This window comes from Parasulfuritortus cantonensis (assembly GCF_004337445.1).
Taxonomy (GTDB): domain Bacteria; phylum Pseudomonadota; class Gammaproteobacteria; order Burkholderiales; family Thiobacillaceae; genus Parasulfuritortus; species Parasulfuritortus cantonensis.
Genome location: NZ_SJZB01000042.1, coordinates 48,103 through 70,776 on the forward strand (window position 1 = coordinate 48,103; position 22,674 = coordinate 70,776).

The 22,674-nt window shown below is 65.2% G+C and carries 25 protein-coding genes and 3 pseudogenes; 16 read left to right on the forward strand and 12 right to left on the reverse strand.

Annotation, left to right across the window (positions count from 1 at the left end):
- Positions 1–40: 40 nt before the first annotated feature.
- Both EZJ19_RS10970 and queD read left to right on the forward strand, forming a co-directional pair.
- Positions 41–931: a phosphoribulokinase gene (locus tag EZJ19_RS10970; RefSeq protein ID WP_131447523.1), complete on the forward strand. Its 891-nt coding sequence runs from the start codon at positions 41–43 to the stop codon at positions 929–931.
- A 60-nt stretch (positions 932–991) separates the two neighbouring features.
- On the forward strand, positions 992–1,351 hold the full coding sequence (queD, locus tag EZJ19_RS10975; RefSeq protein WP_131447525.1) for a 6-carboxytetrahydropterin synthase QueD: 360 nt from the start codon (positions 992–994) through the stop codon (positions 1,349–1,351).
- A 46-nt stretch (positions 1,352–1,397) separates the two neighbouring features.
- Here queD and lipB read toward each other — a convergent pair whose 3' ends face one another.
- Positions 1,398–2,006, reverse strand: coding sequence for a lipoyl(octanoyl) transferase LipB (lipB, locus tag EZJ19_RS10980; protein WP_131447527.1), 609 nt, complete (start codon positions 2,004–2,006; stop codon positions 1,398–1,400).
- A pseudogene (locus EZJ19_RS10985) lies at positions 2,003–2,982 on the reverse strand (integron integrase). Before EZJ19_RS10985 ends, lipB begins: the two are co-directional and overlap by 4 nt.
- A 157-nt stretch (positions 2,983–3,139) precedes the next feature.
- On the opposite strand from EZJ19_RS10985, the gene EZJ19_RS10995 reads away from it, so the two are divergent.
- The 3 genes from EZJ19_RS10995 (at position 3,140) to EZJ19_RS11005 (ending at position 4,919) form a co-directional block, all read left to right on the forward strand.
- Positions 3,140–3,850: an OB-fold protein gene (locus EZJ19_RS10995; protein WP_206199408.1), complete on the forward strand. Its 711-nt coding sequence runs from the start codon at positions 3,140–3,142 to the stop codon at positions 3,848–3,850.
- 450 nt (positions 3,851–4,300) lie between these two features.
- A complete protein-coding gene (locus EZJ19_RS11000) occupies positions 4,301–4,585 on the forward strand; it encodes a hypothetical protein (protein ID WP_131447533.1) in 285 nt (94 codons plus the stop codon).
- A gap of 73 nt (positions 4,586–4,658) precedes the next feature.
- Positions 4,659–4,919 (forward strand): hypothetical protein, encoded by a 261-nt coding sequence (locus tag EZJ19_RS11005; protein WP_131447535.1) that lies wholly within the window; start codon positions 4,659–4,661, stop codon positions 4,917–4,919.
- A 66-nt stretch (positions 4,920–4,985) separates the two neighbouring features.
- Here EZJ19_RS11005 and EZJ19_RS11010 read toward each other — a convergent pair whose 3' ends face one another.
- Positions 4,986–5,942, reverse strand: a complete 957-nt coding sequence (locus tag EZJ19_RS11010) for an IS110 family RNA-guided transposase (RefSeq protein WP_131446378.1) — start codon at positions 5,940–5,942, stop codon at positions 4,986–4,988.
- 307 nt (positions 5,943–6,249) lie between these two features.
- On the opposite strand from EZJ19_RS11010, the gene EZJ19_RS11015 reads away from it, so the two are divergent.
- The 8 genes and pseudogenes from EZJ19_RS11015 to EZJ19_RS11050 all read left to right on the forward strand — a co-directional run bounded on the left by EZJ19_RS11015 (position 6,250) and on the right by EZJ19_RS11050 (position 11,795).
- The gene (locus EZJ19_RS11015; protein ID WP_131447537.1) at positions 6,250–6,957 is read left to right on the forward strand and encodes a PEP-CTERM sorting domain-containing protein; all 708 of its coding nucleotides are present in this window, start codon (positions 6,250–6,252) and stop codon (positions 6,955–6,957) included.
- 131 nt (positions 6,958–7,088) lie between these two features.
- Positions 7,089–8,054 (forward strand): annotated as a pseudogene (locus EZJ19_RS11020) (IS481 family transposase).
- A gap of 186 nt (positions 8,055–8,240) precedes the next feature.
- Positions 8,241–8,909 (forward strand): annotated as a pseudogene (locus tag EZJ19_RS11025) (transposase); the annotation flags it as partial.
- Between the two features lie 227 nt (positions 8,910–9,136).
- Positions 9,137–9,388 (forward strand): hypothetical protein, encoded by a 252-nt coding sequence (locus EZJ19_RS11030; protein ID WP_131447539.1) that lies wholly within the window; start codon positions 9,137–9,139, stop codon positions 9,386–9,388.
- 74 nt (positions 9,389–9,462) lie between these two features.
- Entirely contained in the window at positions 9,463–9,858 is a 396-nt protein-coding gene (locus EZJ19_RS11035) for a GCN5 family acetyltransferase (protein WP_131447541.1), read from the forward strand.
- Complete coding sequence (locus EZJ19_RS11040) at positions 9,851–10,372, forward strand: hypothetical protein (RefSeq protein WP_131447543.1); 522 nt, start codon at positions 9,851–9,853, stop codon at positions 10,370–10,372. The genes EZJ19_RS11035 and EZJ19_RS11040 overlap by 8 nt, the downstream gene beginning before the upstream one ends.
- Before the next feature lie 60 nt (positions 10,373–10,432).
- A complete protein-coding gene (locus EZJ19_RS11045; protein WP_131447545.1) occupies positions 10,433–11,251 on the forward strand; it encodes an acetoacetate decarboxylase family protein in 819 nt (272 codons plus the stop codon).
- A gap of 85 nt (positions 11,252–11,336) precedes the next feature.
- On the forward strand, positions 11,337–11,795 hold the full coding sequence (locus EZJ19_RS11050; RefSeq protein WP_131447547.1) for a bacteriohemerythrin: 459 nt from the start codon (positions 11,337–11,339) through the stop codon (positions 11,793–11,795).
- Positions 11,796–11,822: 27 nt separating this feature from the next.
- Here EZJ19_RS11050 and EZJ19_RS11055 read toward each other — a convergent pair whose 3' ends face one another.
- The 9 genes from EZJ19_RS11055 to EZJ19_RS11095 form a co-directional block, all read right to left on the reverse strand.
- Entirely contained in the window at positions 11,823–12,086 is a 264-nt protein-coding gene (locus EZJ19_RS11055) for a YbeD family protein (protein WP_131447549.1), read from the reverse strand.
- Positions 12,083–12,955: a D-amino acid aminotransferase gene (locus tag EZJ19_RS11060; protein WP_131447551.1), complete on the reverse strand. Its 873-nt coding sequence runs from the start codon at positions 12,953–12,955 to the stop codon at positions 12,083–12,085. The genes EZJ19_RS11055 and EZJ19_RS11060 overlap by 4 nt, the downstream gene beginning before the upstream one ends.
- Entirely contained in the window at positions 12,955–14,085 is a 1,131-nt protein-coding gene (locus tag EZJ19_RS11065; RefSeq protein ID WP_131447552.1) for a D-alanyl-D-alanine carboxypeptidase family protein, read from the reverse strand. Before EZJ19_RS11065 ends, EZJ19_RS11060 begins: the two co-directional genes overlap by 1 nt.
- An 82-nt stretch (positions 14,086–14,167) precedes the next feature.
- On the reverse strand, positions 14,168–15,016 hold the full coding sequence (locus EZJ19_RS11070) for a septal ring lytic transglycosylase RlpA family protein (RefSeq protein ID WP_240754746.1): 849 nt from the start codon (positions 15,014–15,016) through the stop codon (positions 14,168–14,170).
- A gap of 20 nt (positions 15,017–15,036) precedes the next feature.
- Positions 15,037–16,137 carry a rod shape-determining protein RodA gene (gene rodA, locus EZJ19_RS11075; RefSeq protein WP_131447556.1) on the reverse strand — a complete coding sequence of 367 codons (1,101 nt, stop codon included), beginning with the start codon at positions 16,135–16,137 and terminating at the stop codon, positions 15,037–15,039.
- Positions 16,127–18,106, reverse strand: a complete 1,980-nt coding sequence (gene mrdA, locus EZJ19_RS11080; RefSeq protein ID WP_131447558.1) for a penicillin-binding protein 2 — start codon at positions 18,104–18,106, stop codon at positions 16,127–16,129. The genes rodA and mrdA overlap by 11 nt, the downstream gene beginning before the upstream one ends.
- A gap of 16 nt (positions 18,107–18,122) precedes the next feature.
- Entirely contained in the window at positions 18,123–18,665 is a 543-nt protein-coding gene (mreD, locus tag EZJ19_RS11085) for a rod shape-determining protein MreD (protein ID WP_131447560.1), read from the reverse strand.
- Positions 18,662–19,498, reverse strand: a complete 837-nt coding sequence (gene mreC, locus EZJ19_RS11090; protein ID WP_131447562.1) for a rod shape-determining protein MreC — start codon at positions 19,496–19,498, stop codon at positions 18,662–18,664. The genes mreD and mreC overlap by 4 nt, the downstream gene beginning before the upstream one ends.
- A 20-nt stretch (positions 19,499–19,518) precedes the next feature.
- Positions 19,519–20,559, reverse strand: coding sequence for a rod shape-determining protein (locus tag EZJ19_RS11095; RefSeq protein WP_131447564.1), 1,041 nt, complete (start codon positions 20,557–20,559; stop codon positions 19,519–19,521).
- A 79-nt stretch (positions 20,560–20,638) separates the two neighbouring features.
- On the opposite strand from EZJ19_RS11095, the gene gatC reads away from it, so the two are divergent.
- From gatC to EZJ19_RS11110, 3 genes are read left to right on the forward strand one after another with little or no spacing between them, the layout of a single operon-like run.
- Positions 20,639–20,926, forward strand: coding sequence for an Asp-tRNA(Asn)/Glu-tRNA(Gln) amidotransferase subunit GatC (gene gatC, locus EZJ19_RS11100; RefSeq protein ID WP_131447566.1), 288 nt, complete (start codon positions 20,639–20,641; stop codon positions 20,924–20,926).
- A gap of 5 nt (positions 20,927–20,931) precedes the next feature.
- Complete coding sequence (gatA, locus tag EZJ19_RS11105; RefSeq protein ID WP_131447568.1) at positions 20,932–22,383, forward strand: Asp-tRNA(Asn)/Glu-tRNA(Gln) amidotransferase subunit GatA; 1,452 nt, start codon at positions 20,932–20,934, stop codon at positions 22,381–22,383.
- Complete coding sequence (locus EZJ19_RS11110; protein WP_131447570.1) at positions 22,380–22,655, forward strand: hypothetical protein; 276 nt, start codon at positions 22,380–22,382, stop codon at positions 22,653–22,655. Before gatA ends, EZJ19_RS11110 begins: the two co-directional genes overlap by 4 nt.
- Positions 22,656–22,674 lie beyond the last annotated feature (19 nt).

A 22,674-nucleotide genomic window follows, 5' to 3' on the forward strand; every position in this document is an offset into this window, starting at 1 on the left:
TCAAATTCAGCGTTTGTTATCCGTTTTTGGGGGAGCCTACATGTCCAAGAAGCATCCAGTCGTGGTCGTCACCGGGTCGTCCGGCGCCGGTACCACCACCGTCAAGCGCGCGTTCGAGCACATCTTCACCCGTGAGCAACTGAACGCCGCGGTCATCGAGGGCGACAGCTTCCACAGCCTGAATCGCGTCGAGTACAAGGAGGCGATCAAGAAGGCGGAAGCCGAGGGTAACAAGAACCTGAGCCACTTCGGCCCGGAGGCCAACGACTTCGCCGCCCTGGCCAACCTGTTCCGCACCTATGGCGAGACCGGCTCCGGCAAGAAGCGCTACTACATCCATAGCGACGAAGAGGCGGTGCAACTGAACGCCCACTTCGGCACCAACCTGAAGGCCGGTGAGTTCACCCCCTGGGAAGACGTGCCCTCGGGCACCGACATGCTGTTCTACGAAGGCCTGCACGGCCTGGTCGTGACCGACCAAGTCGACATGGCCAAGTACGTCGACCTGGCCATCGGCGTGGTGCCCGTGGTCAACCTGGAATGGATCCAGAAGATCCACCGCGATGCCGCCGAGCGGGGCTATTCCGCCGAGGTGATCGTCGACACCATCCTGCGCCGCATGCCGGACTACGTGAACTACGTCACCCCGCAGTTCTCGCGCACCCACATCAACTTCCAGCGCGTGCCCACGGTCGACACCTCCAACCCGTTCATCGCCCGCGACATCCCGACCCCGGACGAGAGCTTCGTGGTGATCCGCTTCGCCGATCCGAAGGGCGTCGATTTCCCGTACCTGCTCAACATGGTGCACGACTCCTTCATGTCCCGGCGCAACAACCTGGTGGTGCCCGGCGGCAAGATGGGCATGGCCATGGAAATCATCCTGGAGCCGATCATCCACAAGATGGTCGAGGACAGCAAAAAGGGCTGAGCGCCTGCCGCGCCGCCGACAAAAGCCGGGTTCGCCCGGCTTTTTACTTTTGGAGCCGCCATGGACATCTACAACATCTTCCACCTCGAATGCGCCCGCCGCCTGCCCAACCTGCCGGCCGAGCACCCCTGCGCCCGGGTGCACGGCCACTCCTTCCGGGTCGAGGTGCACGTCTCCGGGCCGCTCGACGAACGGCTCGCCTGGGTGCTCGACTTCGCCGACGTGGAGACGGCCTGGGGGCCGGTCAAGGCCGCCTTGGACCACCGCTACCTGAACGACGTGCCGGGCCTGGACAACCCGACCAGCGAGCGCATGGCGATCTGGATCTGGGACCGCCTCAAGCCCGCCCTGCCCGGCCTGGCCAAGATCGTCATCCAGGAAACCGCCGTCTCTGGCTGCATCTACACCGGCACCGGCTAAGACCCCTCTCCCCGGAAGGGCGGGGGAGAGGGGGCAACCCCCGTCCCTAAAGCGCCGCCACCAACTTCTCCACCAACGCCTCGCCCACCTTCTCCGCTCCGCCGGCAATGCCCAGATTGCGGGTCTGCGTCACCGCCATTCCGGCATAGCCGCACGGATTGATGGCCGAGTACGGCGCCAGGTCCATATCCACGTTCAGCGCCAGGCCGTGATAGGAGCAGCCGTTGCGGATGCGCAGTCCGAGGGCGGCGATCTTCGCCTCGCCGACGTACACCCCGGGCGCCCCCTCGCGTCGTTGCGCCATGACACCCATATCGGCCAGCAGGTCGATCACCGCCTGCTCGATCCGGCTGACCAGCTCCTTGACGCCATAACCGCGCCGGCGCAGGTCGAGCAGCAGGTAGACCACCGCCTGGCCGGGGCCGTGGTAGGTCACCTGGCCACCCCGGTCGATCGGGACGATGGGAATGCCCAAGTCGGCGAGCACATGCTCGCGCTTGCCCGCCTGGCCCAGGGTGAACACCGGCGGGTGCTCCAGCAGCCAGATCTCGTCCGGCGTATCCGGCGTCCGGGCCGCGGTGAAATCCTGCATGGCGCGCCAGGTCGGCTCGTATTCGACCCGGCCGAGGCAGCGCACCACCGGCGCGCGGCTCACCGGTCGAGCGGGCTGACCACGCCGCGCCCGCCCTTGTTCAAGACATGGGTGTAGATCATCGTCGTCGAGACATCCGAATGGCCCAGCAGCTCCTGTACCGTTCGGATGTCATAGCCCGCCTCAAGCAAATGGGTGGCAAAGGAATGGCGCAGGGTATGCGGCGACACCGGCTTGACGAGTCCTGCCCGTGCCGCGGCCTTGCGCACCGCCCGTTGCACCCGCTTGTCGTCGACATGGTGACGGCGCACCGCGCCGGAACGCGGGTCTACGGAAAACCCCGAAGCCGGAAACACATACTGCCAACCCAAGGTGCGTGAGGCATTGGGATACTTGACGGCCAGCGCGTCGGGCAGCCAGACCTCGCCGCGTCCGGCCAAAAGGTCGGCGTCGTGCTGCGCCTTAACCACCTTCAGATGTGCCTGGAGAGCCTCCTTCAAGCTGGCAGGCAACATCGTGACACGGTCCTTGTTGCCCTTTCCCTCACGAACAACGATCTCGTTGCGGGAAAAATCCACATCCTTCACCCGCAAGCGCAGGCCCTCCAGCAAGCGCATCCCGGTGCCGTAAAGCAGCCGAACGATCAACCCGAGCAGCGGGTCGTCCATCTGGGCCAGAAGGGCCTGTACCTCGTCCCGTGCGAGCACGGTCGGCAACCGGACCGGTTTCTTGGCGCGGGTCAGGTCCGACAGCCAGGGTGGCTCGATACCCAGAACTTCCTTGTACAGGAACAGGATGGCGGAAAGCGCCTGGGTCTGGGTGGAAGCCGCGACATTGCGGTCCACCGCGAGGGAAGTCAGGAACGCTTCGATTTCCTCCTTTCCCAAGTCGGCGGGATGGCGCTTGCCGTGAAAAGGATGTATCGTTTCACCCACTGAAGATAAGCCTGCTCGGTACGCAAACTGTAATGCTTCAAGCGGATACGGTCGCGTAGCTGGTCAAGCAACCTGGGGGCATGGTCGGGTGCGGAAGCGTTCATGGCCTACAAGATTATCAGACACAGGGGGCATTAATAATCATGAGGTTAGCACGAATACTAAGATTATTGGACATGTCCGATAAGCCATTACGCCGGCACTTGTCGGCGAATAGACGTTGGGCATCATTTCGCAATCGCTGAGAAAAAGGGGAATGTTATGGATTTGTTTTGGATCATCGTAATTGCAACGAGCATTTGGGTTCTGATTGACGCGAAGACCATCGGCGTTAAGAAGGGACAAATTCAGGGTATGGGAAATCTTGGGCCGTGGGGCTGGTTCTTCGCCTGCCTCCTACTCTGGATCATCGGTTTCCCCTTCTACCTCGCGAAGCGCTCCGAATTTAAGCGTATCAATAGCGGCTCATCCCAAGGCGATCAGATCATCGCTACAGGGTCACCACAAACCAAGAAAGGTCTTAGCGTTGTCCACTGGATCGGAATAATTGTCTTCGGGGGCATTGCGTTGCTCGCTCTCTTCGGCCAACGCAACGATGGAACCACTGGCATTGGCCGCATTGCTTCGGGCGGCGCCTCCTCGAACTCAACATCAGCCCCAGAAGGCTCTACCACCGCTACTGCTATCGCGCAGGCATATGAAGAAAACACTGTTGCCGCTGACCAAAAGTTCAAAGGGAAGAGATTCAAAATCACTGGTACGGTTGCCGACATCAACACCGACTTTATGGGCGATCCATATGTAACCCTTAAGGGTGGCGTCAACCAGTTCATGGAGCCGCAATTCGGTTTTGATAAGTCGTCTTCCACCCAGCTCGCCAACCTCTATAAGGGAGCCACCATTACTCTCGTTTGCACTGGAAAGGGCGACATCGCAAAGACGCCAATGTGGGATTCGTGCACGCTTCAATGACGATGCCCAACAAACGCTTCGAGAGGGACGCTCCGCCAGCAAGCTTCGCTTGCTGTCTCCGCGCCCCTCAAGCTGCACGTTAGGGGTCGACAGGTTGCGCAGCCAATACAGTGTCGCCTTTTCGACCCGATCTTTCGCTTCTTCTTCGCGCTCGAAATAGTCGAGCGTGTCTTTCAGCCCAGGTAGGCGCGAGTTTGCTGCGTAGTGCTTTGTTTCTCCCTTCGTGCGGCTTGCGTAATGCACGCCACCAACCGGCCACTTGCCAACGAAAAGAACGTCTCCACTAGCCCACATGCCGGTCGCCTTCTCCCATCGGAAGACCCCTAACATTTCTGTCAACACGGACGCCCCGCCAGCGGCGCTGTTTTCTGTCTGTGCGTTCTCCACCTTCATCACTCCTTGTTCGGTTCGTGGCGCGGGTCGCCGGTTACATCAACGTTAGAAGTCACCATGGCCAAGAAACGTTACTGGCGTGTCATAGGGTATGACAGCACAAATCAAATCTATGAAAGGCAGTTCCCTCTAGGCATCATGCCTCAGAATCAAATGGCGGCAGCCCTTCGCTCTCTGGTAGCTAGCGCTGGGCTTACGTTTGACGAGATATTGGATTGCCACACAAGAAAAAACGCAAAGATACATCGCGAACTCTTGGAGGTTCGAACAGAATCCCAACCACATTTTTCAATGACTTGTGGCTTAAACCCACACTTTATTGCTTCAGTGGTGGAGAAATGACTTCTAACCCTGCGCTCAAGCGGGACCGTCCGCCTGCGGCGTCCGGCCCCTTAGCTCCACGTTATGTCGCACCGTGACCAAGCGTAGAAAATTGCTCACATGGCTTGGGTTGTTTTTTTCGTTACCAGCAGCTGGCTACGCTGGCGTAAGTTTTATCTTCTATTCGTGGCTAAGCGCTGCTGAGCCGGAACGTTGGCCACCTGAGCGTGCAGGTGTTTGGGCGTTTGGTGCACTTGCCCTGGCAATACTATTTTTCGGCTTGTTTGTTTATTGCCTGGTCAGTCTGATCCGAGAAGCAAACAGGAGGTATCGTGAAGAACAAAAAGCAACATAACCCTGCGCTCAACCCGGACGCCTTACAGCAAGCTTCGCTTGCTTCCAGGCGCCGGTTAGCTCCACGTTAGCAACTGTGTTGAAAGTCAATAGAAGGATTCCAGGGAGAGTGATGTTTCAGCATGGAATTCATGATCACGAGCAGTTTGCGCATGCACGCGGTGAGGGCGACCTTGGCGGGTTTGCCCTGGTCACGCAGATGCCGATAGAACGCCCGGATCACCGGATTGCAGCGCATTGCGCAGACAGCCGCCATGTAGAGGGCGCGCCGGACTTGGGCACGTCCACCCCAGATGACCCGCTCGCCCCGATGTTTTCCGCTGTCCCGGTTGAATGGGGCCACACCCGCCAGGGCGGCGATCTCCTTGCTGCCCAGCGTGCCCAACTCGGGCAGCAGGGCCAGCAGGGTGGCCCGCGTCACCGCACCGATGCCGGGAATGGCCTGGAGCAGATCGTCTTTCTCGCACCACGCCCCCGAGGTTCTCAAGGCATGGGTCAGGTCGATATCCAGGCGGGCAATCCGTTCGTCGAGCCAGGCAATGTGTTCCTTGAGGCTGGCGCGTTGGAAGGCCGAGGCGCGACCCAGGCGCAGTTTCTCCTGGACGCGGATATCGATGAGCTGGCGCCGACGCGCGAGCAGGTCGCCCAAGGCGCGGGTTTCCTCGTCGGGCAGGGGGCGCACTTGGGGCCGGATGGCGGCGGCGAAGGCGGCCAGCATCAGGGCATCGATGCGGTCGGTCTTGGCCAGCCGGCCGCAGGCCTTGGCGTAGTCCCGTGCCTGGCGCGGGTTGACCACCGCCACCGGCAACCCGGCTGCCGCCAGCGCACTGGCAAGATCGGTTTCCAGCCCACCGGTCGCTTCCATCACGATCAAGGTGGGCGACTCGGCGCGCAGCCGCTCGCACAGGCCGGCAATGGCGGCTTCGCTATGGTCAATCCGCTGGCTGTGGCCGCCGGGATGCCAGCCCAGGTCGAGCCAGTCTTGCGCGATGTCGATGCCGATAAACAATTCATGGTTGCTCATTCCGGTACCCTGCCTTGCAAAAATCCGGGCTTGCAATGGCCCGATCAACTGTCCGGGTTACAAGAACATGCGACACGACGCCCCGCGCTAACGTACGGGCTGGACCGCCCAAGGCTTCAACGGGCTGTCGTGTCGCCAACCACAGGGGCTCTACGCCCCCGCTCAACGGCCGATTCTTCTACGGAATCGGTAGGCTGAACATACAAGGCATCCGGTCGCATTGAGAAAATATACTGAAGCGTCACCCACAAGAACAATCCCACCCACAGATTCACAAATCGCCATATTCTTCCACTTGGAGCTAAAAATGTCTTTTACGAATAGGTTAATACAAGTCACATTTTTAACCCTTGCTGTTGCTTTAGCACCCAAAGCACAAGCAGCCCCAGTGGTCAATCAAGGCACATGGGAAGTTTCACTGCAAGGGAGAGATCTAGATGGCGACATATCCAACGGCTTTGAGGCTTACTACGATACTGACTTAGATATTACATGGCTTGCCAATATGAATTTAGCCACCACGGATAGTTCATGGATCGGAGCCAAGAACTTGGCATCGGGCTTGAACTTGTATGGAATAGCAGGCTGGCGTCTGCCAATGATGGTTGATACTGGGCTCCCGGGCTGCGACTACAGTTATGGCGGAACTGACTGCGGGTACAACATTGACATTAACTCCTCAGAGTTGGCGCATATGTTTTACACAACACTCGGCAATACGGCTTACTTAGATCAATCAGGCAGCGCTCAGCCTTCTTTCGGCATGAAAAATACTGGGCCATTTCACAACCACTCAGACCCAATTGTTTTTTGGCTAGGAAACTCATACCCATCTGGAACAGACGCTTTTGCTTGGGCTTTTGACAGCTCTGGCGCCCAATATGGCACAAATGCGATGGGGGCAGCAATTTGGGTTGTTCATTCTGGAGACATTTCAGCCGTGCCAGAGCCCAGCACTTTTTTACTCCTTTTCATAGGGTTGTCGTTAGTATTTTTTAGAAAGTTATTCCTATAACCTGATATTTCTATATTTCCATACAGCAATTATCGAAAATAAATGCCTAACTGTTGTGTCCTGGATGATTCCCTTGTCTCCCGCCGGCGTGGTTTACTGTTGGTGCGGGACATTCTCCAGGAGTTGAAGCGATGCAAGTGAGGCTGCACAAGAACGCCACCACGACCCCGAAGACCCGGGCCATGATCTAGGCGAGCGACGAACCCATGGCGGTTCTGGCCAAGCGCTTGGGCGTCACGGTGGAGACCATCGCGCGCTGGAAACACCGCGATTCGGTCGAGGACCGCTCCCATACCGCGCATCGGCTGCAAACGACGCTCAGCGCCGAGCAGGAAGCCATCGTCCTGGTCTTGAGGAAGACCCTCGACCTGTCCCTGGACGACCTCCTGGCCGTCGTGCACGAGTTCATTCATGCCACGATCACCCGCTCCGCCCTGCATCGTATGCTCAAGCGGCATGGTGTCTCGAAGCGCGAGCCGGTCGAGGCGGGCAAGCCCAAGACCAGGTCCTTCAAGGCGTATGTCCCCGGTTTCGTCCATGTCGACGTCAAGTACCTGCCGCAGATGGCCGACGAGGACAAGCGGCGCTACCTGTTCGTGGCCATCGACCGGGCCACCCGCTGGGTGTTCATCGCCGTGTATGCCGCCAAGACCGCCGCCAACGCCAAGCGCTTCCTGGCGGCCCTGGCCAAGGCCGCACCCTTCCACATCCGGACCCTGCTGACCGACAACGGCAAGGAGTTCACCGACCGCTTCATCACCGCCGGTGAGCGCACCCCGACGGGGGAACACGCCTTCGACCAACTCTGCGCGGAACTGGGTATCGAGCACCGGCTGACCCAGCCCAAGCACCCGCAAACCAACGGCATGGTCGAGCGCTTCAACGGGCGTATCGCCGATGTACTGCGCACACACCACTTCCGCTCCGGAGAGGAATTGGAGACCACGCTCTTGCGCTACGCCTGGCTCTACAACCATCATCTCCCGCAGATGGCTTTGGGTCATATCAGCCCCCTTCAGGCCATGAAGAATTGGCAGGCTTCAAACCCAGACCTTTTCCATAAACGGGTCGTCAATCGTCCGGGACATGACACCTAACTGGACGTTCAACGCGGACGCCACTACAGGCCATGCCTTCGGCATTGTCATGGCCTGTAGCGGTACCCTCCGCACTTCGTGCTCCGGCGCCGGTTAACTAGGGCGTTGACGCTGTAGAAAAACCCATAAGCCGGCCACCTTGGCGGCATAATCGGACACGGAGTTCGAACCAGGGAAGGGACTTCAATGGCGCGCTACAAACCGGTCCACAAAGGGCTGAAGCTGCTGCCGGTGGACTTCGAGAAGCAGGTCCAGCCGGGCAGTTTCGAGCATGCGCTGTGCTACCTGGTGGATCACGAACTCGACCTGTCAGTCTTCCACGCCCGCTACAAGAACGACGCCGAAGGCGCCCCGGCCTTCGACCCGGCGGCCCTGCTCAAGATCATCCTGCTGGCCTACAGCCGGGGCATCGTCTCCAGCCGCAAGATGGAGGCAGCGTGCCGGGAGAACGTCCTGTTCATCGCCGTGTCCGGCGACAGCCAGCCGCATTTCACCACCCTGGCCGCCTTCATCGCCGAGATGGGCGACCTGGCCGCCAAGCTGTTTAGCCAGGTCCTGACGATCTGCGACCGCCAAGGGCTGATTGGGCGCGAGATGTTCGCCATCGACGGGGTGAAGCTGCCGAGTAACGCCAGCAAGGCGAAGAGCGGGAGCCGGGCCGATTTCCAGCGCCAAGCCGAGAAGATGGAGCAGGCCGCCGCGAAGATGCTGGCCCGGCACCAGGCCGCCGACACCCGGCCCGACACCGAGGCCGAGCAGGAAGCGCGCGCCTTGGAACGCCTTCAGCGTGAGGCCCAGCGACTGCGCAGCTGGCTCGATGAACATCGCGAGGACCGCAAAGGCGCCAAGGGCGCGCCCCTCAAGCTAAACGTCAAGCCCAGATAGCCATGCGCTACCCGATGTGGCCTAAAGACTTGCAGTATCCTAGTAATGAAATACGGGTTGCTCTCGCAATGTTCTTCTACTTTGCGGTTCGCAGATTTCGCCATCCGGTGACGGCGGAAGTGGTTCCGGGTCAACAGTGCACACCCGCCCGAGCCTCTACCTGAGTTCAACCGTCGGAGCCGACCGCGGCGTACACGATGACTATCTTCTGGTTATTCACGGCAGGCATTGCGACCTTGGTGGCATTTCAGGTCTTCACTTTGGCCCGATTGTTCTGGCTGCGCCGGGCTGGGCAATACCCGCCGGCGGGCCAGGCCTCCATGGCCGATGTCGAGCGCTTGCTCAGGGATGGTCTGCCTATTTGGGCCATTCGTTGCTATCGGGAAATCCACGGCTGCAGCCTGCGCGAGGCCAAGGCGGCCGTACGGGACCTCGAGGTTCGTTCCTAGTCCGCTGCGTTTGCTGCGTCCCGATCTGACGCTTCACAATAACCCGGTGCCCCTCCGACCCAGCACAACGCCCCATGAACTATCCAGACGCCATCGATCCCGACAGGGTCGGCGAATACCCTGCCCTGGCGAAATCCGGAGCCGGGTACTTTTTCGACCAGGTGCTCGAGTATCGGGTCTGGTGCCATCCGGAGCGCGGGGCACCGGACGAGTACGACGGGGCCGATTACTACTACGCCTTCGCCACCTACGGCGAGGCCCTGGCCTTCTCGAACGGCCGCGCCGGCGCGGAGGAACCCTTGGCCCTGGTGCGCCAGTTTGAATGGATAGACGAACCCGAGCCGGGGCTGTTCCGCCATGAGAACGGCGAGCGGATCGCCGAATGGCGCGTCGAGTGGCTGGCGGACGGACCGCGCCGACCGGGCGACATCGAGACGTTCATGGCCGGCCGGGCGAAGCGCGATGCCTGACCGGGCGAGCGGACGCTATGGGCGCTGGGCGCTGATGGCGGTGGCCCTGGCAATGCCTCTCGCCGCCCAGGCCGACGTCGTCTGGCCGGCGCTCTATCTCGAGACCCGCCTGTTCTCCTGGTGGGCAATCGGCCTCGGCCTGGCCGTCGAGTTCTTCTTCATCCGCAAGCTGTTCGCCCTGCCCCCGGGCCGGGCCCTGCTGGCCGACCTGGCGGCCAACTCGGCGTCCGCCCTGCTCGGGGTCGTTTTGATTCCGCTTTCCGGTCTCGCCTGGGAGGTGTTTCCGGGTTTCGCCTTCTACTACCTGCTGCACGTCGGCACCTTCAACCCGATCACCTGGGCCGGTACCTTCGCGCTCGCCTGCCTGATCAACGCCTGGCTGGAGAGCTACGTCCTGAAGCAGTTTTTCAAGCTGCCCTGGACGCGCAGGACCTTCGCCTGGCTCGTCCTGGCCAATGCATGCAGCGTGGGCGTTGCGTTCGCCAGCCTGTGGTGGAAACCTGTGCAGCTTTGAAGGATGAGCGCGCCCCCGGGCGCGCATCCGGCCCAGCCATCTTCCTCGTACGGAGACACCATGCTCAAGGGTTACACGCTTCCCCGCACACCGCGCGGCACTTCCAGCCTCGCCCCCACGCCGCCCTGGCACTATGCCGGCACTGCCGTCGCGGTGGAGTTCGAGGCCGACCCCGAGGCGGCGGCGGCCTTCCTGCCCGACGGCCTGACGCTGGACTCGGGCCGCTGCGCCGCCTACTTCGTCGAGTGGCAGTACGTCAGCGACCTCGGGGTCGAGTACCTCGACCCGATCACCAGCCAATACCGGGAAACCATCTTCCTGCTTTCGGCCCGCTTCGAAGGCACGCCGGTCGCCTACTGCCCGTTCATCTGGGTCGACCAGGACGTGTCGCTGATGCGCGGCCTGATCCAGGGCTGGCCGAAGCAGCTCGGCTCGACCTGGATCACCCGGGCCTACGACCTGCCGTCCCGGGCGACGCCGGTGGTGGGCCCGGGCGGCCGCTTCGGCGCCACGCTCGCGGTCAAGGACCGCCGGCTGGTCGAGACCCAAGTGACCCTGCGCGAGTTGTCCGACACGCTGCCGGCGCCGAGCTTCGCGCGCGCCGTCAACGTGCGCTACTTCCCCGAGCTGGTCGCCGGCCGACATGCGTCGCCGGCCGTGCATGAGCTGGTCCAGCTGAAGTCGCGCGACGTCCAGGTCTCGCCGATCTGGACGGGCGAGGCCACCCTGCAGCTGTTCGACCACCCCACCCTGGAGCTCGCCGACTTGCGCCCGACGGCGGTGCTGGCCGGCTACCGGTTCTCCTTCGCGTTCACGGTCGACGACCTGCTGCCGTTGCGCGACCTGCGCACGCCGGCGGCGCCCACGCCGCCCGGCTGACGGTGCCGGGCCGTCCGTCATGCGGGGTCTATAGTGTCAATGTCGCCACGCAGGGCGTGGCGGCAACGATCATCAGGAGCGCGACATGGCCATCACATGGACCGACGACCTCAACACGGGTATCGACGTGATCGACAAGCAGCACAGGCGCATCGTCGATTACATCAACGACCTGGAAACCGCCCACGCGGGCAACGACAAGGAAGCCATCGGCCGGGTGCTGGACGACCTGGTCGACTACACCCTCTCCCACTTCGCCTTCGAGGAAAGCCTGCAGGAGGAGGCCGGGTACCAGTACTGCAAGCCGCACAAGAAGGTGCACGAGCTGTTCACCCGGCGGGTCAACGAATACCTCGAGCGCTTCCGCCTGGGCGACGACGTGACGGCCGACATCCACAAGCTGTTGAGCTCCTGGCTGATCAACCACATCAAGCGCGACGATGCGGACTACGTCGCCGCCGTGAAGGCCAACATGGTCGGCATCATCCAGGAGAAAGAGGCGAAGAAGGACGAGGGCTGGTTCAAGCGCTTCTTCAGGCGCTGACCGGCCGGGGGCGGCCGGGCCGGCCGGTCAGAGCACGACCTTGACCGCCGGATGGCCGGACAGCTCGCGGTACAGGGCGTCCAGCTGGGCGCGCGAGACCGCGCGCACGGTGCAGGTCACCGACAGGTAGTTGCCCGAGCCGGATGCCCGCATCTCGACCGTCTCGGCCGCGAAGTCCGGGGCGTGCCGGAGCACGATGTCGACCACGGTCTGGGCGAAATCGTCGCGGCGCGCGCCCATCACCTTGACCGGGAAGTCGCACGGGAAATCGAACAGGTCGTCCTGGCTCATGGCGTGTCCCCCGCGCGCCCGCGCATCACCTGGTGCTTGTAGACCTGATAGGCCGCGTGCAGGCGCCGGAACAGCGGCCCGGGCCGGCCGTCGCCGACCGGCTGGCCGTCCAGGCGGGTGACGGCGGTGATCTCCTTGGTCGAGGAGGTCAGCCAGATCTCGTCGGCACCGCGCAGCTCGGCCTCGGTGACCGGGCGCAGGGCCACGGGCAGGCCGGCCTGGCCGGCCAACTCGACCACGACGTCGTAGGTGATGCCCGGCAGCACCAGGTTGTCGTGCGGCGGCGCCATGATGACGCCGTCGCGGACCACGAAGATGCTGCTCGCCGAGCCTTCGGTGAGGTGGCCGGAGCGGATCAGGACGGTCTCGGCGCAGCCCCGGTCGACCGACAGCTGGCGCAGGAGGACGTTGGCGAGCAGGGACACCGCCTTGAGGTCGCAGCGCAGCCAGCGGTTGTCCTCGGCGGTGATGGCGGCGACGCCGTGCTCGACGACTTCCGGCGGCGGCGCGCTGAGTTGCATGGCCATGATGAACACGGTCGGCCGGACGTCCTTCGGGAAGGCGTGGTCGCGCGGCGCCGGGCCACGGGTGACCTGGATGTAGATGCCCTGGTCCGGCCAGTCCGCCGCCTCGATGAGCGGCGCGAACAGGGCCTGCCACTCGGCGTCGCCGTACGGGTCGGCGAGCCGGATGCCGGCCAGGCTGCGGCGCAGCCGGTCGAGGTGGTCGGCCATGCGGAAGGGCCGCCGGTCGTAGACCGGGATCACCTCGTAGACGCCGTCGCCGAAGATGAAGCCGCGGTCGAGGACCGGGATCTTCGCCTCGGCGAGCGGCAGGTAGTCGCCGTTCAGGTAGACGAGGTCGCTCATCAGAGCATCAGCATCAGGCTGTCCCAGGCACGCCGGATCAGGCCGGAGACGCTCACCTCGGTGAGGGCGGCGAGGGCGTAGTCGCCGACCGGCTGGCCGTCCAGCGTCAGGCGCAGGGTGGCGACGGCCTGGCCCTTGGAGATCGGCGCCAGCATCGGCTGCTTGCTGATGATCTGGGCCTTCAGGCGCTGGGCGCTGCCGCGCGGCACGGTGACGTAGAAGTCGCGCGCGAAGCCGGCCGCGAGCTCGCTCGAGGTGCCCTTGTAGATGCGCAGCTTGGTCACCGGCTGGTTGGCGCGGTACAGCTTCACGGTCTCGTAGAACTGGAAGCCGTAGTTGAGCAGCTTCTGGCTTTCCGAGGCGCGCGCGTTGTCGGAAGCGGTGCCCAGGACGACGGAGAGCAGGCGGCGGTCGTCGCGCTTGGCCGAGGCGATCAGGCAGTAGCCGGCGCTCTCGGTGTGGCCGGTCTTGACGCCGTCCACCGCCGGATCGGTCCAGAGCAGGCGGTTGCGGTTCGGCTGGGTGATGCCGCCGTAGGTGAATTCCTTGAGCGAGTAGTACTTGTAGAACTCGGGGAAGTCGCGGATCACGGCCGAGGCCAGGCGGGCCAGGTCGCGCGCGGTGGTGTAGTGCTGTGGGTCGGGCAGGCCGGTGGCGTTCACGAAGTGGCTGCCGGTCATGCCCAGGTGCTTGGCCTGCTGGTTCATCATGGCCGCGAAGCCGTCTTCCGTGCCGGCGATACCTTCGGCCAGGGTGATGCAGGCGTCGTTGCCGGACTGCACGATCATGCCCTTGAGCAGGTCGTCGACCTTGGCCGGGTTGCGCGGGTCGAGGAACATGCGCGAGCCCTCGGCCTTCCAGGCCTTCTCGGACACGGGCAGGGTCTGGTCGAGCTTCAAGCGGCCTTCCTTGATCGCCGAGAAGCTCAGGTAGGCGGTCATCAGCTTGGTCAGGGAGGCGGGTTCGATGCGGCTGTCCGGGGCGTTCTCGGCCAGGGCGCGGCCGCTGTTGACGTCGACCAGGAGCCAGGCGCGGGCGGCGACGCTCGGGGCGGGCGGCACCGGCAGGGCGGCGTGGGCGCTGACGGCGCAGGCGAACAGCAGGGGCAAAAGGGTCTTGAGCACTTTCATGCGGCTTGGGTTCTCCGGGTATTGGGTGGCGGGAAAAAATTATACGACCCCAGGACTGACCCCGGGGTGGGGCTCGGGTTCCTCAGCGGGCGACCTTGAACGACTGGATGCCGAGTTCCCGGACCAGGGCCTCGGCGGCCTGGTCGGCCAGGGCAAGGCTGGCGAACGGCCCGGCCTGGACCTTGACCAGCTCGCCGGCACGCAGATGCCGGATGCCCGGCAGGGCGTCGCCCATGCGCTGGCTGACGCGCTCGGCGAATTCGCGGGCGCCGTCGAGGCTGGCGAAGGCGCCCAGTTGCAGGTAGGTGCCCGGCGGCACCGCCTCGGCGGCCGGCTGCAGGGGCGGCAGGGCGGTGGCGACCAGGGTGGCGGGGGTGGGCGCGTAGCTCGGCGCCAGGGGGTCGATGGCCTCCACCCGGACCGGCGTGACGCCGCGCAGGATGTCCAGTTTCCAGGCGGCGGTGTAGGACAGGTCGATGATGCGCTCGGGATGGAACGGGCCGCGGTCGTTGACGCGCAGCACCACGCTGCGGCCGTTGTTGGTGTTGGTGACCCGGACGTAGCTGGGGATGGGCAGGGTCGGGTGGGCGCAGCTCATGGCGTACATGTCGTACGGTTCCCCGGACGAGGTCGGCTTGCCGTGGTAGCGGCGGCCGTACCAGGAGGCCAGGCCTTCCTGGCGGAAGCCGCGCGCGTCGGTCATCGGCACGTAGTTGCGGCCCATGGCGGTGTAGGGCCGGCTGGCGCCGCTGCTGAGCGGCTCGACCTTGGGCACGGCGTCGGGGATGTCGGCGAGGTTGCCGGGCGGGTTGTCGCCCGGGCCGTCGTCCAGGTAGTAGCCGCCCTTGGTGCGGCTGGCGCTGGCCGGGCGGTCGCCGCCGGTGTCGAACACGGCACAGCCGGCCAGCAGGCTGGCAAAACTCGAAAACACCACAAGTTTTGCTAACAACCTCATGTTTTGACCAGCTTTTTGTGTGACGCAACACTCATGACAATACCAAATCCGACCAGCACTGTCAGCATCGACGTGCCGCCGTAGCTGACCAGGGGCAGCGGCACGCCGACCACCGGCAGGATGCCCGACACCATGCCCATGTTGACGAAGGCGTAGGTGAAGAAGGTGAGCACGATGCTGGCCGAGAGCAGGCGTCCGAACAGGGACGGCGCGTTCATGGCCAGCTGCAGGCCGCGCCAGATGATGGCCGAGTAGAGCAGAAGCAGGAGCAGGTTGCCGAGCAGGCCGAACTCCTCGGAGAAGACCGCGAAGATGAAGTCGGTGCTGCTCTCGGGCAGGAAGTCCAGGTGGGTCTGGGTGCCGTGCAGCCAGCCCTTGCCGGCGATGCCGCCGGAGCCGACCGCGATGGTCGACTGGATGATGTGGTAGCCGGTGCCGAGCGGGTCGGCCGAGGGGTCGATCATGGTCAGCACGCGCTGGCGCTGGTAGTCGTGCAGGAGGAACTCCCAGGCGATCGGCAGGCTGGCGGCGACCAGGACCAGCCCGGCGACGATGACGCGCCAGGACAGGCCGCCCAGGAACAGGACGTAGGCGCCCGAGGCGGCGATCAGCAGCGAGGTGCCGAGGTCGGGTTGCTTGACGATGAAGGCGAGCGGGATGACCAGGAGCACGGCGGCGACGGCGAAGTCGCGCCCGGCCAGGGTCTCCTGGCGGCTGTGCAGGTACCAGGCCAGCATCATGGGCACGGCCAGGCGCATCAGCTCGGACGGCTGGATGCGGGTGACGCCCAGGTTGAGCCAGCGCCGGGCGCCGTTGACGACGTCGCCGGCCACGGCGACGCCGAGCAGCAGGATGATGCCGAGCACGTAGATGGGCACGGCGAACTGCATCAGGCGCTGGGGCGGCACCAGGGACATGGCGAGCATGGCGGTGAGCGCCACGGCCATGTTGGCGACGTGGCCGAGCAGGCGGTCGGTGTTGCCCCCCGAGGCGCTGTACACCAGCAGGCCGCTGATCAGCAGCAGCATGGCGAGGAGGACGACCAGGGGCGGGTCGAGATGGCCGAGCAGGCGGCGCAGCCAGTACTTAACGTTCATCGGTCTGGGCCTCCTCGCGCAGGGCGTTGGCCGCCGGCATGCTCGCCGCGTCGGCCGGCACGCTGTCTTCCTGTTCCTCGTCCGGCACGGCGTCCGGGTTCGCCGGCGGCGCCGGCGCGGCCTGGGTGGGCAGCTTGCCGAGCAGCCAGTAGTCGATCACCTCGCGGGCGATCGGCGCGGCGATGCTGCCGCCGTGGCCGCCGTTCTCGACCATCACGGCGACGACGATCTTGGGGGCGTCGACCGGCGCGAAGGCGATGAACAAGGCGTGGTCGCGGTTGCGCATGGCGACGCGCGACTCGCTGTAGCGCTCGTTCTGCTTGATGCCGATCACCTGCGCGGTGCCGGTCTTGCCGGCCGCCAGGTAGGGGGCGCCGGCGAAGGCCGAGGAGGCGGTGCCGCCCGGCTGGGTGACCATGGCCATGGCCTCCTTGACCACGCGCAGGTTTTCCGCCTTCAGGTCGACCCGGCGCAGGACCTCGGGCGCGGCGTAATGCAGGCGGCCGCTGCCCGGGTCCGACCAGGCGCGGATCAGGCGCGGCTTGTACACGGTGCCGTCGTTGGCGATGGTCATGGTGGCCACGGCCAGCTGCATCGGCGTGGCCAGGTTGTAGCCCTGGCCGATGCCGGCGATGACCGTCTCGCCCGGCCACCAGATCTGCTTGAAGCGCTTGCGCTTCCATTCCGGGCTCGGCAGCACGCCGGGCAGCTCGCCGTCCAGGTCGACCTCGGTCTTGCGCCCGAAGCCGAACTGGTCGAGGAAGTCGTGCATGCGCTGGATGCCCATCAGGTGCGCGAGCTGGTAGTAGTAGGTGTCGCAGGAGATGACGATGGACTTCTGCAGGTCGACCATGCCGTGGCCGCCGGCCTTCCAGTCGCGGTAGCGGTGGCTGCTGCCGGGCAGCGAGTAGTAGCCGGGGTCGCTGATGGCGTCCGAGGGCTTGCGCAGGCCCAGTTCCAGGCCGGCCAGGGCCATGAACGGCTTGAAGGTCGAACCGGGCGGGTAGACGCCGCGCAGGGCGCGGTTGATGAGCGGCCGGTCGAGGCTGTCGTTGAGTTCCTTCCAGGACGTCGGGTCGATGCCGTCGACGAACAGGTTGGGGTCGAAGCCGGGCTTGGAGACCAGGGCGAGGACGCCGCCGTTGCGCGGGTCGAGGGCCACCAGGGCGCCGCGCAGCTCGCCGAACGAGGACTCGGCGACCTGCTGCAGCTTGGCGTCCAGGTACAGGTGGATGTTGTTGCCGGCCAGGGGCGGCGTCCGCGAGAGCAGGCGCACGGCCTTGCCGGACGAGTCCACCTCGACCTTCTCGATGCCGGTGCGGCCATGCAGCCAGGGCTCGTAGCTCTTCTCGACGCCGAGCTTGCCGATGTGGTCGGTGCCGCGGTAGTTGGCGTCCTCGCCGGCCTGGCGCAGGTTGTCGAGGTCGTTGTCGTTGACCCGGCCGATGTAGCCGATGACGTGGGCGAAGGAGTCGCCGAACGGGTACAGCCGGAACAGCCGGGCGCGTACCTCGACGCCCGGGAAGCGGAAGCGGTTGACCGCGAAGCGGGCCTCTTCCTCCTCGGTCAGCTTGTTGCGGATCGGGATGCTCTCGAAGTTCTTGCTTTCGGCCAGCAGGCGCTTGAAGCGCTTGCGGTCGGCGGCGTCGATCTGGACGATTTTGCTCAGGCGGTCGAGGGTGTCCTCGAGGCCGGTGGTCTTGGACGGCGTGATCTCCAGGGTATGGGCGGAGAAGTTGTGCGCCAGGACCGCGCCGTTGCGGTCGTAGATCGCCCCCCGGGCGGGCACGGCCGGCACCAGGGCGATGCGGTTGCTCTCGGCCAGGGCGTGGTAGCGGTCGTACTGGAGCACCTGCAGCCAGAAGAAGCGGCCGAACAGGATCAGGAACAGCAGGCCGGCGCCCGCGGCGGCGATGCGCACCCGGTTGTAGAACTGCTGGAAGTCCTCCAGGGTGTTGAGCAGCTTCAACTCGGCTCCCCGGCGCTCACTTGGCGGCCGGCTCGATGCGCATCTCGTTGGTCCAGCCGGTCAGGCGGTCGAGCAGGTGCGCGATGGGGATCCAGAGCAGCGCGCCGACCAGGCCGGCGGCCAGGTAGCGCCAGTCGGCGTCGGGCAGGCTGAAGGCGAGGCCGAGGATGAGGTGCAGGGCCTGGGCGCCGAGGAAGACCGGCGCCAGGTGCAGGGCGCGTCCCGACACTTCGAAGTTCTCCAGGCGCCGGCGCACCAGGATGACCAGGTAGACCGAGACGGTGTAGGTGAGGCCGTGCTGGCCGATCAGGCTGCCCAGGGTGAGGTCGACCAGCAGGCCGAGCGTCATGGCCAGGCCGAGTCCGGCGATGTGCGGGGCGTGGATGGTCCAATAGAAGAGCAGGACCAGGGTGAAGTCGGGCACCAGCCAGAGGGTGTCCTGCGGCCAGGGCAGCAGGGTGGCCAGGTAGGCCAGCAGCAGGCTGCCGTAGACCAGCCGGCGCGAGGCCGGGGCGATCAGTTGGGGGCCCTGGGGTACCAGCGGTTTTTCGGTGTTCATGGCTTGCCCCCCTTGGACTTGAGGATCAGCACGTAGCGATGCTGGCCGATGTGGCCGATGGGCTGGCAGACGGCGCGCGCGAAGGGGGTCTGCCTGGGCGCCTCGACGCTGACCACGCGGGCGACCTGGATGCCGGCCGGGTAGACGCCGTCGATGCCCGAGGTGGTCAGGAGGTCGCCGGCCTTGAGGTCGGCGTGCATGTCCAGGTAGCGGACCTCGAGCAGGTTGTCGGAACCGATGCCGGAGACGATCAGGCGCAGGCCGTTGCGTTGGTTCTGGACCGGCGCGGCCTCCTCCTTGGAGGTCAGCAGGGTGATCACGCTGCTGTTCGGGTAGACCTCGGTGACCTGGCCGACCAGGCCCGTGAGGTCGACCACCGGCCGGCCGGCCTCGACGCCGTCGGCGCTGCCGCGGTCGACCACCAGCTTGCGCACGAAGGGATTCGGCAGGACCCGGGTGATGCGCGCCGCGAGCGGCTCGGAGCCGGCCGGCGGGGTGAGCTTGAGGACGCCCTGCAGGTAGGCGTTCTCGCTCTGCAGGGCGGCATAGCCTTGCAACAGGGCGGCCAGGCGCTCGCGGTCGATTTCCAGGCGGCGCTTCTCGCGCAGCAGCTGGCCGTGGGTGGCGAAGAACTCACCGGCCTCGCCGAGGAACTCGAACGGCCGCGCCAGGGCGGATTGGAGCGGGTGGATCAGGCTCGCCGAGCCGACCCGCACCGTGGTCATGGCGTCGTAGCGGTGGTCGAGCACCATGAGCGCCACGCAGATCACGCCGTAGAGTGCCAGGCGCGCCGGCAGCCCCATGGCGCGGGCGAACATCGGGGCGGGAGCCATGGGTCAGGTACGGGGCAGGGTCAGTCGTTGGTGAATACGGTCGCCAGTCGGTCCATCTCTTCCAGTGCCCGGCCGGAACCGCGCGCCACGCAGGTGAGCGGGTCCTCGGCGACGATCACCGGCAGGCCGGTCTCTTCCATGAGCAGGCGGTCGATGTCGCGCAGCAGGGCGCCGCCGCCGGTCAGGACCATGCCCTTCTCGGCGATGTCCGCGCCGAGTTCCGGCGGGGTCTGCTCGAGGGCCGACTTGACGGCCGAGACGATGGTGTTGAGCGGGTCGGTGAGCGCTTCCAGGATCTCGTTCGAGGTGATCGTGAAGCTGCGCGGGATGCCCTCGGCGAGGTTGCGGCCCTTGACCTCCATCTCGCGGATTTCCGAGCTGGGGAAGGCGGAACCGATCTCCTTCTTGATCGATTCGGCGGTCGACTCGCCGATCAGCATGCCGTAGTTGCGCCGGATGTAGTTGATGATGGAGTCGTCGAACTTGTCGCCGCCCACGCGCACGGAGGTCGAGTAGACCATGCCGCCCAGGGAGATGACGCCGACCTCCGTGGTGCCGCCGCCGATGTCGACCACCATGGAGCCGGTCGCTTCCGCCACCGGCAGGCCGGCGCCGATGGCGGCCGCCATCGGCTCCTCGATCAGGAACACCTGGCGCGCGCCGGCGCCGATCGCCGATTCGCGGATCGCCCGGCGCTCGACCTGGGTGGCGCCCGACGGCACGCAGATGATGATGCGCGGGCTGGGGTGGAACAAGCGGGTGTCGTGCACCTTCTTGATGAAGAACTTGAGCATCTGCTCGGTGATGTTGAAGTCGGCGATCACGCCGTCCTTCATGGGCCGGATCGCCGCGATGTTGCCGGGGGTGCGGCCGAGCATCTGCTTCGCCTCCAGGCCGACGGCCTGGATGGTCTTCTTTCCGGTGGGGCCTTCCTGGCGGATGGCGACGACGGAGGGCTCGTCGAGGACGATGTCCTTGCCGCGCACGTAGATCAGCGTGTTCGCGGTGCCCAGGTCGATGGCCAGGTCGGTGGAGAAATAGCCACGTAAGTAACTGAACATTTTGGGGGAGTCGGCAGGTCAGAAAAACAAGCGCCGTATGATAACCTACAAGTCTTTGTCAAGGTTAAACGCGCTCCCCATGTCGCTCACTTTGTCGGACATCCAACGCATCGCCCACCTGGCCCGCATCCGGGTCACCGAGGCCGAGGCCGAGCAGACCCGCGACCAGCTCAACGGCATCTTCGAACTGATCGCCCAGATGCAGGCGGTCGACACCGCGGGCGTCGCGCCCATGGCCCATGCCCGCGACGTCTTCCAGCGCCTGCGCGCCGACGAGGTCACCGAGCCGGACCGCCGCGCCGCCTACCAGGCCGTCGCGCCGCAGACCGAGGCCGGCCTGTACCTGGTGCCGAAGGTAATCGAATAGCCATCATGACCCAGCACACCATCAAGGAACTCGCCGACCTCCTGGCGAGCGGCCAATCGTCCAGCGTCGAACTGTGCCAGGACTACCTGGGCCGCATCGCCGCCCACAACCCGGACATCAACGCCTTCATCACCGTCGACCCGGACCGGACGCTGGCCGACGCCCGCGCCGCCGACGCCCTGCGCGCGGCCGGCAACGCCGGGCCGCTCACCGGCGTGCCCATCGCCCACAAGGACATCTTCTGCGCCGAGGGCTGGCTGACCACCTGCGGCTCCAAGATGCTGGCCAACTTCGTGTCGCCCTACGACGCCCACGTCATCAGCCAGTTCAAGGCCGCCGGCATGCCCACCCTGGGCAAGACCAACATGGACGAGTTCGCCATGGGCTCGTCGAACGAGACCAGCTACTTCGGCCCGGTGAAGAACCCCTGGGATACCGCCCGCGTGCCGGGTGGTTCCTCGGGCGGTTCGGCCGCCTGCGTCGCCGCCGGCCTGGCGCCGGCCGCCACCGGCACCGACACCGGCGGCTCGATCCGGCAGCCGGCCGCCCTGTGCGGCATCACCGGCCTCAAGCCCACCTACGGCGTGGTGTCGCGCTACGGCATGATCGCCTTCGCCTCCTCCCTGGACCAGGGCGGCCCGATGGCCAGGACGGCCGAGGACTGCGCCCTGCTGCTCAACGTCATGGCCGGCTTCGACCGGCGCGACTCCACCAGCCTGGAACGGGACAAGGAGGATTACGGCCGCGACCTGGCCAAGCCGCTGGCCGGCCTGCGCATCGGCCTGCCCAGGGAGTTCTTCGGCGCGGGCCTGACCGGCGACACCGCCAAGGCGGTGCAGGCAGCCATCGAGCAGTTCAGGACGCTGGGCGCGACCACGGTCGAGGTCAGCCTGCCCAATTCGGGTCTTTCGGTGGCGGCCTACTACGTCATCGCGCCGGCCGAGGCGTCGAGCAACCTGTCGCGTTTCGACGGCGTCCGCTACGGCTACCGTACGCCCGACTACGGCGACCTCACCGACATGTACGAGAAGAGCCGTGCCGAGGGTTTCGGCGCCGAGGTCAAGCGGCGCATCCTGATCGGCACCTACGTGTTGAGCCACGGCTACTACGACGCCTATTACATCCAGGCCCAGAAGCTGCGCCGCCTGATCGCCCAGGACTTCGCCGAGGCCTACCGGCAGTGCGACGTCATCCTCGGCCCCACGGCGCCGACCACGGCGTTCAAGCTGGGCGAGAAGGCCGACGACCCCGTGCAGATGTATCTCTCCGACATCTACACCATCGCCGTCAACCTGGCCGGCCTGCCCGGCATGTCGCTGCCCTGCGGCTTCGACAGCCAGGGCCTGCCGATCGGCATGCAGCTGATCGGCGACTACTTCGCCGAGGCGCGCATGCTCAACGTCGCGCACCAGTACCAGCTCGCCACCGATTGGCACGCCCGGACGCCGGCGCTGTGAAGCCATCGTCGGCGAGCCGTCGGAGCGGCCGGCGCGGAATCCGCGCCGCGGCGGCGGCCGTCCTCGGCCTGGCCGTCACGGCCCTGTCCGGCTGTAGCGAGATGGGTCGGGCGACCGCCTACGAGAGCATGCAGGGGAGCGCGCGGCAGGCCTGCTACAAGCTTCCGGACGAACGGGATCGCCTGGATTGCCTGCGCCAGCATGAGATGACCTACGAGCAATACCGCCAGCAGCGCGGGCAGTTGGACGGCGACGCCGCCAGCAAGCCCTGACGGGGCCGGCGAGAACAGG

Coding starts and splice junctions, on each gene's coding strand:
- EZJ19_RS10970 (WP_131447523.1), top strand. CDS start 41: ATGTCCAAGAAGCATCCAGTCGTGGTCGTCACCGGGTCGTCCGGCGCC.
- queD (WP_131447525.1), top strand. CDS start 992: ATGGACATCTACAACATCTTCCACCTCGAATGCGCCCGCCGCCTGCCC.
- EZJ19_RS10995 (WP_206199408.1), top strand. CDS start 3,140: ATGGATTTGTTTTGGATCATCGTAATTGCAACGAGCATTTGGGTTCTG.
- EZJ19_RS11000 (WP_131447533.1), top strand. CDS start 4,301: ATGGCCAAGAAACGTTACTGGCGTGTCATAGGGTATGACAGCACAAAT.
- EZJ19_RS11010 (WP_131446378.1), bottom strand. CDS start 5,942: ATGAGCAACCATGAATTGTTTATCGGCATCGACATCGCGCAAGACTGG.
- EZJ19_RS11015 (WP_131447537.1), top strand. CDS start 6,250: ATGTCTTTTACGAATAGGTTAATACAAGTCACATTTTTAACCCTTGCT.
- EZJ19_RS11030 (WP_131447539.1), top strand. CDS start 9,137: ATGACTATCTTCTGGTTATTCACGGCAGGCATTGCGACCTTGGTGGCA.
- EZJ19_RS11035 (WP_131447541.1), top strand. CDS start 9,463: ATGAACTATCCAGACGCCATCGATCCCGACAGGGTCGGCGAATACCCT.
- EZJ19_RS11040 (WP_131447543.1), top strand. CDS start 9,851: ATGCCTGACCGGGCGAGCGGACGCTATGGGCGCTGGGCGCTGATGGCG.
- EZJ19_RS11045 (WP_131447545.1), top strand. CDS start 10,433: ATGCTCAAGGGTTACACGCTTCCCCGCACACCGCGCGGCACTTCCAGC.
- EZJ19_RS11050 (WP_131447547.1), top strand. CDS start 11,337: ATGGCCATCACATGGACCGACGACCTCAACACGGGTATCGACGTGATC.
- EZJ19_RS11055 (WP_131447549.1), bottom strand. CDS start 12,086: ATGAGCCAGGACGACCTGTTCGATTTCCCGTGCGACTTCCCGGTCAAG.
- EZJ19_RS11060 (WP_131447551.1), bottom strand. CDS start 12,955: ATGAGCGACCTCGTCTACCTGAACGGCGACTACCTGCCGCTCGCCGAG.
- EZJ19_RS11065 (WP_131447552.1), bottom strand. CDS start 14,085: ATGAAAGTGCTCAAGACCCTTTTGCCCCTGCTGTTCGCCTGCGCCGTC.
- rodA (WP_131447556.1), bottom strand. CDS start 16,137: ATGAACGTTAAGTACTGGCTGCGCCGCCTGCTCGGCCATCTCGACCCG.
- mreD (WP_131447560.1), bottom strand. CDS start 18,665: ATGAACACCGAAAAACCGCTGGTACCCCAGGGCCCCCAACTGATCGCC.
- mreC (WP_131447562.1), bottom strand. CDS start 19,498: ATGGCTCCCGCCCCGATGTTCGCCCGCGCCATGGGGCTGCCGGCGCGC.
- EZJ19_RS11095 (WP_131447564.1), bottom strand. CDS start 20,559: ATGTTCAGTTACTTACGTGGCTATTTCTCCACCGACCTGGCCATCGAC.
- gatC (WP_131447566.1), top strand. CDS start 20,639: ATGTCGCTCACTTTGTCGGACATCCAACGCATCGCCCACCTGGCCCGC.
- gatA (WP_131447568.1), top strand. CDS start 20,932: ATGACCCAGCACACCATCAAGGAACTCGCCGACCTCCTGGCGAGCGGC.